The sequence below is a fragment of the Pedococcus sp. NPDC057267 genome, from assembly GCF_042668795.1.
Lineage (GTDB): Bacteria > Actinomycetota > Actinomycetes > Actinomycetales > Dermatophilaceae > Pedococcus.
Map to the genome: position 1 here is coordinate 1 of NZ_JBHUYG010000026.1, position 14,576 is coordinate 14,576.

The 14,576-nt window shown below is 73.3% G+C and carries 14 protein-coding genes; 9 read left to right on the forward strand and 5 right to left on the reverse strand.

What is annotated here, in order from left to right:
* On the reverse strand, positions 1 to 1,083 hold a 1,083-nt coding region (locus ACFUC1_RS07865; RefSeq protein WP_379118362.1), incomplete at its 3' end, for a DUF3866 family protein.
* Between the two features lie 53 nt (positions 1,084 to 1,136).
* Here ACFUC1_RS07865 and ACFUC1_RS07870 point away from each other — a divergent pair.
* The 8 genes from ACFUC1_RS07870 to ACFUC1_RS07905 all read left to right on the forward strand — a co-directional run bounded on the left by ACFUC1_RS07870 (position 1,137) and on the right by ACFUC1_RS07905 (position 10,373).
* A complete protein-coding gene (locus tag ACFUC1_RS07870; RefSeq protein WP_379118364.1) occupies positions 1,137 to 2,123 on the forward strand; it encodes a helix-turn-helix transcriptional regulator in 987 nt (328 codons plus the stop codon).
* A complete protein-coding gene (locus ACFUC1_RS07875) occupies positions 2,120 to 3,127 on the forward strand; it encodes a helix-turn-helix transcriptional regulator (protein ID WP_379118365.1) in 1,008 nt (335 codons plus the stop codon). The genes ACFUC1_RS07870 and ACFUC1_RS07875 overlap by 4 nt, the downstream gene beginning before the upstream one ends.
* A gap of 10 nt (positions 3,128 to 3,137) precedes the next feature.
* Positions 3,138 to 3,449 (forward strand): hypothetical protein, encoded by a 312-nt coding sequence (locus ACFUC1_RS07880; RefSeq protein ID WP_379118367.1) that lies wholly within the window; start codon positions 3,138 to 3,140, stop codon positions 3,447 to 3,449.
* A gap of 133 nt (positions 3,450 to 3,582) precedes the next feature.
* Positions 3,583 to 3,876: a Sec-independent protein translocase subunit TatA gene (gene tatA, locus ACFUC1_RS07885; protein ID WP_379118369.1), complete on the forward strand. Its 294-nt coding sequence runs from the start codon at positions 3,583 to 3,585 to the stop codon at positions 3,874 to 3,876.
* A gap of 29 nt (positions 3,877 to 3,905) precedes the next feature.
* Positions 3,906 to 4,712, forward strand: coding sequence for a twin-arginine translocase subunit TatC (gene tatC / locus ACFUC1_RS07890; RefSeq protein ID WP_379118371.1), 807 nt, complete (start codon positions 3,906 to 3,908; stop codon positions 4,710 to 4,712).
* Positions 4,713 to 4,721: 9 nt separating this feature from the next.
* Positions 4,722 to 5,639 carry a diacylglycerol/lipid kinase family protein gene (locus ACFUC1_RS07895; RefSeq protein ID WP_379118373.1) on the forward strand — a complete coding sequence of 306 codons (918 nt, stop codon included), beginning with the start codon at positions 4,722 to 4,724 and terminating at the stop codon, positions 5,637 to 5,639.
* 9 nt (positions 5,640 to 5,648) lie between these two features.
* Positions 5,649 to 8,537, forward strand: a complete 2,889-nt coding sequence (locus ACFUC1_RS07900; protein WP_379118375.1) for a DEAD/DEAH box helicase — start codon at positions 5,649 to 5,651, stop codon at positions 8,535 to 8,537.
* 267 nt (positions 8,538 to 8,804) lie between these two features.
* On the forward strand, positions 8,805 to 10,373 hold the full coding sequence (locus ACFUC1_RS07905) for an MFS transporter (protein WP_379118377.1): 1,569 nt from the start codon (positions 8,805 to 8,807) through the stop codon (positions 10,371 to 10,373).
* Here the strand turns inward: ACFUC1_RS07905 and ACFUC1_RS07910 are convergent.
* The gene (locus tag ACFUC1_RS07910; RefSeq protein ID WP_379118379.1) at positions 10,353 to 11,294 is read right to left on the reverse strand and encodes a 5'-3' exonuclease H3TH domain-containing protein; all 942 of its coding nucleotides are present in this window, start codon (positions 11,292 to 11,294) and stop codon (positions 10,353 to 10,355) included. The two genes, ACFUC1_RS07905 and ACFUC1_RS07910, sit on opposite strands and share 21 nt — an antisense overlap.
* Before the next feature lie 38 nt (positions 11,295 to 11,332).
* On the opposite strand from ACFUC1_RS07910, the gene ACFUC1_RS07915 reads away from it, so the two are divergent.
* Positions 11,333 to 11,755 carry an Lrp/AsnC family transcriptional regulator gene (locus ACFUC1_RS07915; RefSeq protein ID WP_379118381.1) on the forward strand — a complete coding sequence of 141 codons (423 nt, stop codon included), beginning with the start codon at positions 11,333 to 11,335 and terminating at the stop codon, positions 11,753 to 11,755.
* 88 nt (positions 11,756 to 11,843) lie between these two features.
* On the opposite strand, the gene ybaK is transcribed toward ACFUC1_RS07915, so the two are convergent.
* From ybaK to ACFUC1_RS07930, 3 genes are all read right to left on the reverse strand, one after another.
* A complete protein-coding gene (gene ybaK / locus ACFUC1_RS07920) occupies positions 11,844 to 12,332 on the reverse strand; it encodes a Cys-tRNA(Pro) deacylase (RefSeq protein ID WP_379118383.1) in 489 nt (162 codons plus the stop codon).
* 22 nt (positions 12,333 to 12,354) lie between these two features.
* Complete coding sequence (locus ACFUC1_RS07925) at positions 12,355 to 12,951, reverse strand: biotin transporter BioY (protein ID WP_379118385.1); 597 nt, start codon at positions 12,949 to 12,951, stop codon at positions 12,355 to 12,357.
* 176 nt (positions 12,952 to 13,127) lie between these two features.
* Positions 13,128 to 14,564 carry a KamA family radical SAM protein gene (locus ACFUC1_RS07930; protein ID WP_379118387.1) on the reverse strand — a complete coding sequence of 479 codons (1,437 nt, stop codon included), beginning with the start codon at positions 14,562 to 14,564 and terminating at the stop codon, positions 13,128 to 13,130.
* Positions 14,565 to 14,576: the final 12 nt, after the last annotated feature.

Here is a 14,576-nt window from a genome sequence, read left to right on the forward strand (position 1 = left end):
CCGCCCGGCTGCTGCGCTGTACCGGAAGGCGGCGCGGTCCTGCTCGACGCCACGGCCCATGGTCGACAGCCGCACGGGCGACGTGGCCAGTGCCTCGTCAAGGCCGTCGCCCTCGACCTGCACCACGACCGCGGGCCCCGACGCCTCCGCCACGAGGTCCTGCGCCTGCCGCAGCACGAGGTCCTCGAAGGCGTCCGACGGAGCGATCGCGACGAGGTCCGCGGGGACCAGGCAGATGCGCCCGTATGCCGTCGTGCTGTGGTGGGAGACACCGCGGTGCCGGGGGCGCGGGTCGGCGTCGGAGACGCGCAGGGCCGCCACCCCACGACCGTGCAGGGTGACGGCCGCGTTGAGCGCCTCCCCGGCCGCGACCCCGGTGTACCCCCACCGGGTGCCGGTGCCGACGTTGCCGGGCCCCTGCGTGACGACGGCGACGTCCGCCCCGAGGACGTGCCGGGCTGCCAGCAGGCCGCTGTGCAGGGTCACCGCCTCGTGGTCGCCGCCGTAGGCCTGCCCGACGGTGACGGTCCCGGCCAGCCAGCCGGCGTCGCGCAGGGCGGTGACGGTGCGTGAGAACGCGACCGGCAGCGCCCCGCCGTCGGTCATGACGTAGGCGACCACGGCGCCCGGTCGCTCGGCGCGGATCCCGGCCAGCACCGCCGGCAGGGCCGAGTGCAGGTCCGCGACGACGACCGGCATGCCGTCGAGCTCGACGTCGACCGCCGGTCCCGACGTGAGGGTCTCGTGGTGGGGGCTGTCCTGCTCGTCGACCGCCATGAACATCTGCTGCTGGGGGGTGTAGCGGGCCTTGACGATGTGGCCGTCCTGGGTGGGCGGGTCGGCCGGGAGGCGGTCGGGCGCCGCCACGACGAAGGCGAGGCCGCCGGTGCCGAGGCCGCGCAGCAGGGCGGAGGCGTTGAGCAGCACGCGGTCGCCGACCTCCGGCTCACCGACGAGGGCCGTGTAGGCGAGTGCGCGCACGGTCTCCCCGTCGCCGGCCCCGACGAGGCGCACGGCATACTCCACCGACCCCGGCCAGCGGTCGCGGACCTGCTCGACGACACCCTCGCGCCACTGCATCACGACACGCAGAGTAGCCACCGGCGGCAGGCCGCCACTCCGGTAGCGTCGGGCCGGTGAGCTCACCCACCGGCCCTGCGGCGAAGACCGAGCGGCTGCTCAACCTCGTCCTCTGCCTGCTGTACACCCGGCGCCCGCTGCCCAAGTCGCGGATCCGCGACGTCGTGCCGCAGTACGGCGACGCCAAGACCGACGAGGCCTTCGACCGCATGTTCGAGCGCGACAAGGACGAGCTGCGCGAGCTCGGCATCCCGCTCGTGACCGAGGACATCGGCGGCCTCTGGGACGACGAGGTCGGCTACCGCATCGACCAGCGCGAGTACGCCCTGCCGGACGTGGCGTTCGAGCCCGACGAGCTGGCCGTGCTCGGCCTGGCCAGCCGCACCTGGGCGCACGCCTCGCTGGCGGGCCCGGCGGCGCAGGCGCTGCGCAAGCTCAAGGCGTCCGGGATCGAGCGCGACGGCGACTCCCTCGTCGGCATCGAGCCGCGCCTGGGCACCCGCGAGCCCGCCTTCGAGGCCGTGAAGAACGCCGTCGTGGGGCAGCGCACCATCCGGTTCGGCTACCGCACGGGCGGTGCCGGGGAGGTGCAGGAGCGGCGGGTGCAGCCCTGGGGCCTCGCCTCGTGGCACGGCCGGTGGTACCTCACCGGCTTCGACCTCGACCGGGAGGCACCCCGGGTGTTCCGGCTGTCGCGGATCGACGGCGCGGTCACCGAGGTGCGGCGGGCCGAGCCCTACACCGTGCCCGAGGACCACCGAGCGCAGGAGATGATCCGGACCACGGTGGGGGAGCAGCGGCCGCGGACCGCACGGGTGCGGGTGCGGGCGGGGCGCGGGCACACCCTGCGCCGGCGGGCCACGACCAGCACCGACGCGGGGGACTGGACCCACCTCGAGGTGCCCTTCACCGACGACGACGCCCTGGCGGACGAGGTCACCGGGTACGGAGCCGACGTGGTGGTGGAGGAGCCCGCAGAGGTGCGCGACCTCGTCGTCGCCCGGCTGCAGGGTGCCCTCGCGGCGCACGGTGGTGCCGCATGAGCGCGCGCCCACCACGCCCGCCGCAGGAGACCGCGACCGACCGGCTCGGCCGCCTGCTCACGATGGTCCCGTGGCTGGTCAACCGCCAGGGCATCGACGTCGACCAGGCCGCCGCCGACCTCGGCATCAGCCCCGAGCAGCTCGAGACCGACCTTCGGCTGCTCTACCTGTGCGGCTACGGCCAGATGCCCGACGAGCTCATCGACGCCGAGTGGGAGGGCGGCCGCGTCTTCGTCAGCAACGCCGACACCATCGCCCGCCCGCTGCGCCTCGGCCGCGACGAGGCCCTCACCCTGATGGTGGGCCTGCGCGCCCTCGCCAGCGTCCCCGGGCTGGGGGAGCGGGACGCGATCGAGCGGGCCATGGCCAAGCTCGAGGAGGCGACCGGCGCCAGCAGCGAGGCCGCCGCCCGGGTGCAGGTCGCGATCGACGAGGGCGTGGAGGCCCAGCTGCTCGCCGACGCCCGCCGCGCCGTGGAGCAGCACCGCCGCGTGCACCTGACCTACCTCGTGCCCAGCCGGGACGAGTCGACCGAGCGCGACGTCGACCCCATGCGCGTGGTCAACCTCGACTCGCGCTGGTACCTCGAGGGCTGGTGCCACCGCGCCCAGGACACGCGCACCTTCCGGATGGACCGCATCACGGCCTTGGAGGTGCTCGACGTCGACGGCACGCCGCCGCCCGACGCCCAGCTGCGCGACCTCGACGCCGGAGCGTTCACCCCACGCCCCGACGACACCCTGGTGACCCTGCGGCTCGAGCCCGGCGCGCGCTGGGTCAGCGACTACTACCCGGTCGAGTCGGTGCAGGACGCCCCCGACGGGTCACAGACGGTGACGCTGCGCACCGCTGACACCCTGTGGCTGCGGCGGCTCCTGTGGCGCCTGGGCGGCGGCGGCACGGTCGTCGCCCCCGTCGAGGTCGCCACCGCGGTGGCCCAGGGGGCGCGCGAGGCGCTGGCGGCATACGGGGCGGATCCGGACGCCACGGCGGCGGACCGGTAGGGTCGGCCGCATGTGGTGGTGGGTGCTCATCTGGGCGCTGCTCGTGGTCGTGGCGGTGGTGTACCTCGCCTCGCGGGCGTGGGCCGTCTGGGGGCAGTTCAAGGAGCTGAACGCCGAGCTGACCCGGGCCTCGGACACCGTGTCCGCGCTCGAGGCGGCGGCGGACCGCCTCCGCGACCGCTCGGCGCCGCCCACCCCGGACCTGTTCGGCGACCCGCGCCTGCTGCGCCGGGAACGCGAACGCACCCGTGCCTCGTTGAGGCAGGAGCGACGGGCCCGACAGGCGGCCCGCCGACCGGCCTGGGCGCGACACCTGGACTGAGGCGCCGACCCGGGCGCCGACACCCACGACGCGCCACGTGGACGGCGCACCACCGATGGTGGCGCGCCGCCTAGACTGGCCACGACACAGCACCACACCACGCCGGGCACCCGGCTGAAGGGAACGAACCACCATGGGACGCGGACTGTTCGAGGGATGGCACCTGATCATCCTGATCGTGTTGCTCATCGTTCTCTTCGGCTTCCGGCGGCTCCCGGACGCGGCACGCTCGATCGGGCGCTCGATGCGCATCTTCAAGTCCGAGGTGGACGAGATGAAGAACGACAGCAAGAACGGCAAGAGCGCCGCGAGCCGCGAGACCGTCAAGGGCGAGACCGTGCCCGGCACCGAGACCGACGCCGCCGGCACCTCGCCGGTGCGTGAGGACAACTCGCCCCGTACGGACAACTCCTCCGGCGCAGCCTGACCTCGACCGACACGCCCACCCTGCCCACGATGGCGTTCCGCCGTGCCCGAAACCCCGACGGGCGGATGTCTCTCGCGGACCACCTGCGCGAGCTGCGCCGGCGCGTCGTCATCGCGGCGATCGCGGTCCTGGTCCTGTCGGTGCTGGGCTGGATCTACTACCCCGAGATCTACGGCCGGCTCGCCGCGCCGTTCAACGACTACAAGAACGCGCACCCGGGCAGTGCGATCAGCCTCAACTTCGGCAACGCCACCGCGGCGTTCTCCCAGCAGCTGAGCATCTCGATCTTCGCCGGCGTCATCGTCGCCAGCCCCGTGTGGCTGTACCAGCTGTGGGCGTTCATCGTCCCGGGCCTCACCAAGAAGGAACGGCGCATCTCGCTGGCGTTCATCGCGGCCACGGTGCCGCTGTTCCTCGCGGGGTGCGCCCTGGCCTACTGGGTGCTGCCGAAGGTGCTCGCCGTGCTGTACGGCTTCACGCCGTCGGGGGCCTCGAACATCCAGCAGGTGTCGGACTACTTCTCGTTCGTCACCCGGTTCATCCTGGCCTTCGGTGGGGCGTTCCTCATGCCGGTCTTCCTCGTCGCGCTCAGCGCGATCGGGGTGCTGCCCTCCTCGGCGATGGTCAAGGCGTGGCGCCCGGCGGTCTTCGGCATCTTCGTGCTCTCGGCGATCCTGACCCCGACCCCGGACGCGTTCACGATGTTCCTCATGGCCGGCCCGCTCGTCGTCCTCTACTTCGCGGCGATCGGGGTGGCCAAGCTGATCGAGCGCGGCCGTCGGCGGGCCCGTCCCGAGTGGGCGGACGTGGCCGACGACGAGGCCTCGAGCCTGTAGCCTCCGCGCGTGGCATCCCTCCCCACAGGCGCCAGGCGGGTCGGCCTGGTCGTCAACCCGACCTCGGGCAAGAACCGCGGCATGAGCCTCGGGCTCGAGGTCGCGCACCGCCTGCGGGCGGCCGGCCACGAGGTCCTCGACCTCTCCGACGAGACGTATGCCGCCGCCCGCGACCGTGCCCTCGGCGCCATCGCGCAGGGCCTGGACGTGCTGGCCGTCGTCGGCGGCGACGGGATGGTCCACCTCGGGGTGAACCTCGCGGCCGAGAGCAAGACGCCGCTGGCCGTCATCGCGGCGGGCACGGGGAACGACGTCGCCCGCGGCCTCGGCCTGCCGGTGCACGACCCCGTGCGGGCGGCCGACCTCGTCACGACCGGCGTCCCGCGCAGCATCGACGCGGTGCGCCACACCGACGTCCACGGGGTCCACCGGTGGTATGCGGGCGTGCTGGGTGCCGGGTTCGACTCGCTCGTCAACGAGCGCGCCAACACCTGGCCGTGGCCCAAGGGGCAGATGCGCTACAACCTCGCCATCCTGCGCGAGCTGCCGCTCTTCCACGCGATCCCGTACGCCGTCACCGTCGACGGGGTGCGGCACGAGACGCGGGCGATGCTCGTCGTCGTGGCCAACGGGCCGTCCTACGGCGGTGGCATGCGGGTCGCGCCGGACGCCCGGTTCGACGACGGGCTGGCCGACGTGGTCGTCCTGCACGAGATCAGCACCATCGAGTTCCTCAAGGTCTTCCCCAAGGTCTTCTCCGGCCGCCACCTCGGCCACCCGGCCGTGGAGGTGCTGCGCGGGCGCGAGGTGACGCTCGAGGCGGACGGCATCGTGGCATACGCCGACGGGGAGCGGTTCGCCCCGCTGCCCCTCACCCTGGAGACCGTGCCGGGTGCCCTGACGGTGCTGACGCCACCCGCCACGTAGTCTCGCCCCATGGCCACCCCCGCCGAGAGGTATGCCGCGTCGGTCCAGCGTGCGGCCCGTCGTGGGCCCCAGCTCACCGCCTTCGCGGACACGCTGGACTTCCCGCTCGACCCGTTCCAGGAGGAGGCCTGCGCAGCCGTCGAGTCCGGTCGCGGCGTGCTGGTCGCCGCGCCCACCGGCGCGGGCAAGACCATCGTCGGCGAGTTCGCGGTGCACCTGGCGATGGCGACGGGACGCAAGGCGTTCTACACGACGCCGATCAAGGCGCTGTCGAACCAGAAGTACAACGACCTGGTCCGCCAGCACGGCGCCGCGAACGTCGGGCTGCTCACCGGCGACTCCTCGGTCAACGGCGAGGCGCCCGTCGTCGTCATGACCACCGAGGTCCTGCGCAACATGATGTATGCCGGGTCGACCACCCTGCGCGGGCTCGGGTTCGTGGTCATGGACGAGGTGCACTACCTCGCCGACCGGTTCCGCGGGGCCGTCTGGGAGGAGGTCATCATCCACCTGCCGCAGGACGTGCAGGTGGTGTCGCTGTCGGCCACGGTCAGCAACGCCGAGGAGTTCGGGGCGTGGCTGTCGGAGGTCCGTGGCGGCGTCGACGTCATCGTCGCCGAGCACCGCCCGGTGCCGCTGTGGCAGCACATGATGGTCGGGCAGGGCATGTACGACCTGTTCGTCGACGAGGCGTCGGCCCCGGCCACCGGTGACGGCGCGACGAGGGTCAACCCCGAGCTGCTCCAGGCCATCCGCACGACCGAGCAGCGCAGCGGCTGGGACTCCGGCGGCCGCGGGGGACGTGGGCGGGGCGGCGACCCGTATGGGCGCGGTGGGGACCGCCAGGGCCGCGGCGGCGGCCGGCAGGCCCCGGGAGGCCCCGGCGGCAACGGTGGCGGTGCCGCGCCGTCGGCCCGCGTCATGGGCGGCTCCGGTGGTCGTCCCGGTGGGGGAGCGACCCGCTCGGAGGTCGTGCGCCGCCTCGAGCGCGACGGCCTGCTGCCGGCGATCACGTTCATCTTCAGCCGGGTCGGGTGCGAGGCCGCGGTCGGCCAGCTGCTCCGCGACGGCGTGCGGCTCATCCCCGAGGACGAGGGCGACCGGATCCGCCGGGTCGTCGAGGAGCGGGTGTCGTCCCTGGCGGACGAGGACCTCGGCGTGCTCGGCTACTGGGACTTCGTGGACGGGCTCACCCGCGGCTTCGCGGCCCACCACGCGGGGATGCTGCCGACCTTCCGGGAGATCGTGGAGGAGCTCTTCACCGCCGGGCGCACCAAGATGGTCTTCGCGACCGAGACGCTCGCGCTGGGCATCAACATGCCGGCCCGGACCGTCGTGGTCGAGAAGCTCGTCAAGTTCAACGGCGAGACCCACGCCGACGTGACGCCGGCGGAGTACACCCAGCTCACCGGGCGCGCCGGCCGCCGGGGGATCGACGTCGAGGGCCACGCGCTCGTGCAGTGGAACCGCGGCATGGACCCCATGGCCGTGGCCGGGCTCGCCTCCACCCGCACGTACCCCCTGCGCTCGTCCTTCCGCCCGACCTACAACATGGCCGTCAACCTCGTGGCCCAGGTCGGCCGCGAGACCGCCCGGGAGATCCTCGAGACGTCGTTCGCGCAGTTCCAGGCCGACCGCGCCGTCGTCGGGATCGCCCGCTCGGTCCGCCGCAACGAGGAGGGACTCGAGGGGTACGCCGAGGCGATGCAGTGCCACCTCGGCGACTTCGCCGAGTATGCCGCACTGCGGCGCGAGATCGCGCAGGTCGAGAAGGAGGGCGCCAAGGCACGGTCGGCCAGCAGGCGGGCGGCGGCAGCGATCTCGCTGGAGTCCTTGCGGATCGGCGACGTCATCAAGATCCCTGCCGGTCGCCGGGCGGGCTGGGCCGTGGTCGTCGAGCCGGCGCGCACGCACCGCGGCGAGACGACCCTGCCGTCGGTGGTCACCGAGGACAAGCACCTGGTGCGCCTCACCCTCACGGACGTGCCCGCCCCCGTCGAGCCGGTCACCACCGCCAAGGTGCCTCCGCACTTCAACGCCAAGAGCCCGAAGGCCCGTCGCGACCTCGCCACCACCCTGCGCATCGCGGTGCCGCACGACCCGCCGCCGAAGCGGGGCGGCGGGGCAGGCGCTGGGGGAGGCGCCGGGCACGGCGTCACGGAGGACGAGCGGGTCGCCGACCTGCGTCGCAGGATGCGCGCGCACCCGTGCCACCAGTGCCCGGACCGCGAGGAGCACGCCCGGTGGGCCGAGCGGTGGTGGCGGCTGAAGCGTGAGACGGTCGGGCTCCAGCGCAAGGTGAAAGGCCGCACCAACTCCGTCGCCCGGACCTTCGACCGGATCTGCACCCTGCTGTCGGAGATGGGCTACCTGTCCGACGACGGCTCCGCCGTCACCGAGCAGGGCGAGCACCTGCGCCGGCTGTACACCGAGAAGGACCTGCTGGCCGCGGAGTGCCTGCGCCTCGGGGTCTGGAAGAGGCTGGACCCCGCCGGGCTCGCGGCCGTCGTCTCGGCGCTCATCCACGAGCCGCGTCGAGACGAGACCGACGTCAGCCCGCGCATGCCCACCGACGAGGTGGCCGAGGCCGTGCGCGAGATGACCCGGCTGTGGTCCGAGCTCGAGGACAGGGAGCGCGACCTCGGCCTGCCGCTGACCGGCGACCCCGACGCCGGGATGGCCTGGATGATGCACCGGTGGGCGAGCGGCCGCCGGCTCGAGGAGGTGCTGCGCGGCTCGGACATGGCTGCCGGCGACTTCGTGCGGCGGTGCAAGCAGGTCGTCGACCTCCTCGGCCAGATCGGTGACGCCGCGCCCGAGCCGCACCTGCGCACGACGTCGCGCAAGGCCGTCGACGCCGTCATGCGAGGCGTGGTGGCCGCGGACCGGCTCGACTAGCCCCCGCGACGTCGAGGGACGGCAGCGGTGCCGGACGCCGTGGTGTCGGTGGACCCGGCCAGGTTCGCCGGATGAACGTCTTCCCGCCCTCCTGCCCCTCACCCTGCGCTTTCCCGCCCCTCACCCTGCGCTTTCCCGCTCCTCACCCTGCGCCGCGGACCTGGACCGCCACCAGCAGCAGGGACGGCACGCCCTCATGCGCGCGACCGGGGGGTGGACGCCCCTCCCCGGGTTGCCGGGTCAGGGGGCGCGACGGAGGGTGGGACGGTGAGCGAACCGGCACCCGCACCCACGACCGACACCCCCGACCCACGCCGGTGGCGCGCCCTGGCGGTCTGCCTCGTCGCGGGCTTCATGACCCTGCTCGACGTGAGCATCGTCAACGTGGCCCTGCCGTCGATCGAGCGCGGGCTGCACGCCCCGACCAGTGACCTGCAGTGGGTCGTCTCCGGCTACGCCCTCGCCTTCGGCCTGGCCCTCGTTCCGTCCGGCCGCGTCGGTGACGCGACGGGGCGCCGCCGCATGTTCGTCGCCGGGGTCGTCGTGTTCGGGGTGGGGAGCCTGCTGTGCGGCCTGGCTACCGGCAGCGCGGTGCTCGTGGCGGCGCGGCTCCTGCAGGGCGTCGGCGGCGGCATGCTCAACCCGCAGGTGTCCGGCCTCATCCAGGAGCTCTTCCGCGGGGCCGAGCGGGGGCGAGCCTTCGGGATGCTCGGAGCGACCATCGGCCTGTCCACCGCCGTCGGGCCCGTCACCGGCGGCCTCATCATCTCCGCGGTCGGTGCCGACACGGGCTGGCGCTGGGTCTTCTTCGTCAACCTGCCCGTCGTCGTGGCGGCCGTGGTCCTGGCGATGCGCTGGCTGCCCGCGCCGAGCGCCAGGGAGCGTCGGCGGGAGGACCTCGACCCGCTCGGGACGGTGCTGCTCGGCGCGGGTGTGCTGGCGCTGCTGCTGCCACTCGTCGAGACCGGCCACGGACAGTCGGGCGGTCGCAGCGTCCCGGCGTGGTGGGCGGCGGTCGGAGCCGCCGTCGTGCTCGCGTTCGTGCTGTGGGAGAGGGCGTACGCCCGTCGTGGCCGTACGCCGCTGGTCGACCTGCGCCTGTTCGGGCTGCCCGGCTACTCCTCGGGCGCTGCGGTGGCCCTGGTGTACTTCTCGGCCTTCACGGGCATCTTCTTCGTCCTGACGATCTTCTTCCAGCGGGCCCTGCACTACTCGGCGCTCGTGGCGGGGCTCGCGGTGACCCCGTTCGCGTTGGGTTCAGCGGTGACGTCGTTCGTCGGCGGTCGCCTCGTCGGCCGCTTCGGGCGGTCCCTGGTCACCCTGGGGCTCGCGCTGGTGGTCGCCGGGCTCGTGGGCGCCGCGGTCGTGCTCGACCACGCCCGCACCGGCACGGGCTGGTACCTCGCCGGGCCGCTGCTCGTCGCGGGGCTCGGCAGCGGCATGGTGATCTCGCCCAACGTCACGCTCACGCTGGCCGAGGTCCCGGTGGAGCAGGCCGGCACCGCCGGGGGCGTCCTGCAGACCGGGCAGAGGATCGGCACCGCCGCGGGAATCGCGCTGGTCGGCACCGTCTTCTTCACCCTGGTGGGGGACGGCAGCCCGGCCTCCGCGGCCTCGCGGGCGCTGCTCGTCGCAACCGGTCTCGCCGCCCTGGCCCTCCTGGCCAGTGCCGTGGACCTGCTGGCGCGTCGGCGTTCGGCGCGGGCCGACGGGGACGGCCAGCCGGACGCAGGCGACGGCCCGGACCGCCCGCCCGCCGGGTCACGCGGCCTGGCGTCGTCCGACGGCCACGGACGTCCGGGCGGTACCCCCCGGTCAGCCCAGGCCGAGGGCTGACAGGATCCGGTTGACCGAGCTGGTCACGCCGAACTCGCTGGCGACCCGGCTCAGCAGCGCCGGGTCGGCCACCTCCGTCGGCAGGCTCGTGTCGACGTGGGGCACCGGTGCGTCGGGTGCCACCTGGACGACCCTGGGCGCGACGTCGAGGTAGGCCGCGCCCGCCTCCAGCCGGGCGCGCTGGGCACCCTTGAGGGCGGGGTCACCACCCTCGAGCGCCTCGCGCAGGGCAGCCAGCGAGCCGTAGGTGGTGATGAGCTTCGCCGCGGTCTTCTCGCCGATGCCGGCCACCCCGGGCAACCCGTCGCTGGTGTCGCCGCGCAGGACCGCCATGTCGGCGTACGACGGGCCGTCGGGGACGGCGTACTTCGCGAGGAGGAAGGCCTGGTCGACGAGGTCGGGGTCGCGCACGCCCCCGCGAGCCGTGTAGACCACGCGCACGCCGGCTGCGTCGTCGACGAGCTGGAACAGGTCGCGGTCGCCCGTCACGACGTCGACGGCCATCGACCCCTTGTGCCGCGCCGTGAGCGTGCCGATGACGTCGTCCGCCTCGTACCCGTCGGCGCCGAGCCGCGGGATGCCGAGGGCGGCCAGGGCGTCGGCGATGACCGGGACCTGGGGCGACAGGTCGTCGGGGACCTGCTCCTCCTCGACGCCGCCGTCGGCGAGGCGGTGCGTCTTGTAGGTCGGGATGGCGTCGACCCGGAACTGGGGGCGCCAGTCGTTGTCCCAGCAGGCGACGAGGTGCGTCGGCTCGAACTGCGTCACGAGCGAGGCGAGCATGTCCAGGAAGCCGCGGATCGCGTTCGTGGGCGGCTGTGCAGGGTCCTTGCGCTGGTCCGGCACCCCGAAGAAGGCCCTGAAGTACAGCGAGGCGGAGTCGAGCAGCAGCAGTCGGCCAGGGGAGCCGGGCGTGGTCATGGCGGACATGCTGCCACGGCCCCCTCTACGCTGTGCTCGTGGAAGACCTCGACCGTCGCATCGTCGACCTGCTGCGCTCTGACGGCCGGATGAGCTACACCGACCTCGGCAAGGCCATGGGCCTGTCCACGTCCGCGGTGCACCAGCGCGTGCGCCGGCTGGAGGAACGCGGCGTCATCAAGGGGTATGCCGCGGTGGTGGACCCCACTGCGCTCGACCTGCCGCTCACGGCATTCGTCTCGATCACGCCGCTCGACCCGGCGGCACCCGACGACATCCCCGAACGGCTGCACGGCTTCCCCGAGCTCGAGGCGTGCCACTCGGTGGCCGGCGACGAGAACTACATCCTCAAGGCGAGGGTGCGCGCCCCCGGCGACCTCGAGGAGCTCCTGGCACGGATCCGTGCCACGGCCAACGTGGCCACCCGCACCACGGTCGTCCTCTCGACCCCCTGGGAGTAGCGACCCCGCTCGACAAGGGTTGCGCGGCAACGCGCGGGACGACGACCCGAGGTGTGCCGGGCCACCGTTGGTACGGGCGCGGTCCGGCTCAGCGGGCGATCGGGGCGAACGTCCCGCCCGTGACCCGCACCAGGTCGGCCGGGTCGAGCGAGAGGTCAAGGCCGCGGCGACCACCGGACACGTAGACGCGGTCGAGCGACGCGGCGGACTCGTCGACCACGGTGGGGAGCGCCCGCTTCTGGCCGACGGGCGAGATGCCGCCGACGACGTACCCGGTGGAGCGCTCGGCGGCGGCCGGGTCGGCCATCGCCACCTTCTTCAGGCCGAGGGCGCCGGCGACGGCCTTGAGGTCGAGGGTCCGGTCGACCGGGACCACCCCGACGGCAAGACCCCGCTCGCCCTGCACCAGCAGCGTCTTGAAGACGTGCGCGGGCGGGACGCCGAGGGCCTCGGCGGCCTCGAGCCCGTAGGACGGGGCGGCGGGGTCGTGCTCGTAGGGGTGCAGGTCGTACGCGATCCCGAGCCGGGTCAGCGTGGTCGTCGCCGGGGTGCCGGCGGCCTCACGACGCTTCGCCACGGTCGGGTCCCGACGGGAGGGGTCAGCCGCGGCCGAAGCGGTTGACGAGCGACCACGTGGCCGGCAGCACGCCGGCTGCGACGGCCGTCTTGATGAGGTCGCCGACGACGAAGGGGGTGAAGCCCAGCGCCAGGCCCTTGGCCAGCCCGACGTGCGCGTAGCCCATGAGCCAGCCGACACCGAGCACGTAGATGACCGCGTTGCCGAGCAGCATCGTGCCGGCAGTGCGCAGGACCGTGCGGTCACCGCCGCGCTCGGCGAGCTTGCCCACGAGGGCCGCGGCCACGACGAACCCGACGAGGTAGCCGAAGGAGGCGAACTGCCACCCCGACCGGCCCTCGGCGAACCAGCCGACACCGGCCATGCCGGCGGCCAGGTAGAGCAGCACGCTCAGGCCGCCGCGCACGAAGCCGAGCGAGGCGCCGGTGAGCAGGACCGCGAAGGTCTGGAGGCTGAGCGGGACAGGGGTCCACGGCAGCGGGACCGAGGCCTGCGCGGACAGGGCGACGAGCCCGGTGCCGGCGAGGACGAGGACGGCGTCACGGACGAGCGACGCCTTGCCGGACACGGCGATGGCGTCGGCCAGGACACGCTTGCGGGGGAGGGCGATGGCAGTCACGGGAGCAACCTAGCGAACGGCCTGCACCACGCATACCGACGTCTCACGTCGACCACGTCACACCACCGCGCGCGGCCGTCGACCCCGCCACGCAAAACGGCAGTTGCTGGCGTGAAACGGGGCTTGTGAACTGCCGTTTCTTGCCAGCAACTGCCGTGTTGCCGCGGAGAGGGCGGTCAGACGAGGGAGGCCTCGCGGCTCGCGGCCGCGGCGACGACCGCCGCCTCGTGGGCCTCCTCGTGGCCGCCCTGCTCGCGCCACCACTGCTGGCCCGACTCGGGGAGGGTGTAGATCGGGTCGTAGTAGACGTAGTCGCGCGACAGCGCCTCGGTGTCCGCGCCCTCGATCGAGGTCCGGTAGTTCTTGCGCCAGAAGGACATGCCCTTCTCGGTGTCGTACTGGTCGACCTGGTGCACCCAGCGCTTGCCCACGAACGGCACGTCGCACACGATGCGCGGCGTCGAGAACCCGGGCAGGTAGCCCATGATCGAGTGCTGCAGGTGCTGGGCCTCGGCCAGCGAGAGCCGCCAGTGCTCGGCGAACGGGATCATGTCGCACATGTAGAAGTAGTACGGCGTGATCATCGCGTCGTCGGCGAGGGCGAAGCACAGGTCGAGCAGCTGCTCGGGGGTGTCGTTGACGCCGCGCATGAGCACGCCCTGGTTGCGCACGTCGCGCACCCCGACCTCGAGCATGGTGCGGGCTGCCTCGGCGACCAGCGGCGTCACCGACTGGGCGTTGTTGACGTGGGTGTGGATCGCGAGCGACACGCCCCGGTCGTGGGCCTTCTTCGCGACGCGGCCGACGCCCTCGACGACGTCCGGCTGCAGCCAGTGCTGCGGCAGGCCCATGAGTGCCTTGGTCGCGAGCCGGATGTCGCGGATGTTGTCGATCTCGAGCAGCTTGTCGACGAAGCCCTCGAGGTTCTTCCACGGCATGTTCGCCACGTCGCCGCCGGAGACGACGACGTCGCGCACCTGCGGCGTCTGCTGCAGGTAGGCCAGCATCGCGGCGTACCGGTCGACGGGCTTGCCCACGAGCTTGAGCTTGTCCACGACGGGCGTGGAGTTGCCGACGAGGTCCATGCGGGTGCAGTGGCCGCAGTACTGCGGGCAGGTCGGCAGCAGCTCGGCGAGCACCTTGGTGGGGTAGCGGTGGGTGAGGCCCTCGGCCACCCACATGTCGTGCTCGTGCAGGCTGTCGCGGGTGGCGTGGGGGTGGGACGGCCAGTCGGTGCGGCGGTCGCTGAAGACGGGGAGCATGTAGCGGCGCACCGGGTCGGCGTAGAACGCCCGCGTGAACTCCGCGCCGGCGGCCGGCATGGCGCCGTCGGTCGCCGGGACCATCGTGTTCATCATCTGCGGCGGGACGAGCATCGACATCGTGGCACGCTCGGCCTGGTCGCGCTCGAGGTCGGCGTAGAAGGCCTCCGTGAGCAGGTCGCCCATGAGCTCGCGCAGCTGGCGCACGTTCTTGACGCAGTGGGCGCGCTGCCACTGGGCGCTGGCCCAGTCCTGCGCGGTGACGTCCTTCCACCCGGGCAGGCGGGTCCAGTCCGGCTCCACCAGCTCGCGGTGGCGGTACGCGTAGGGCTGCTCGATCGTCGCGCTCATGCATGGCAGGAT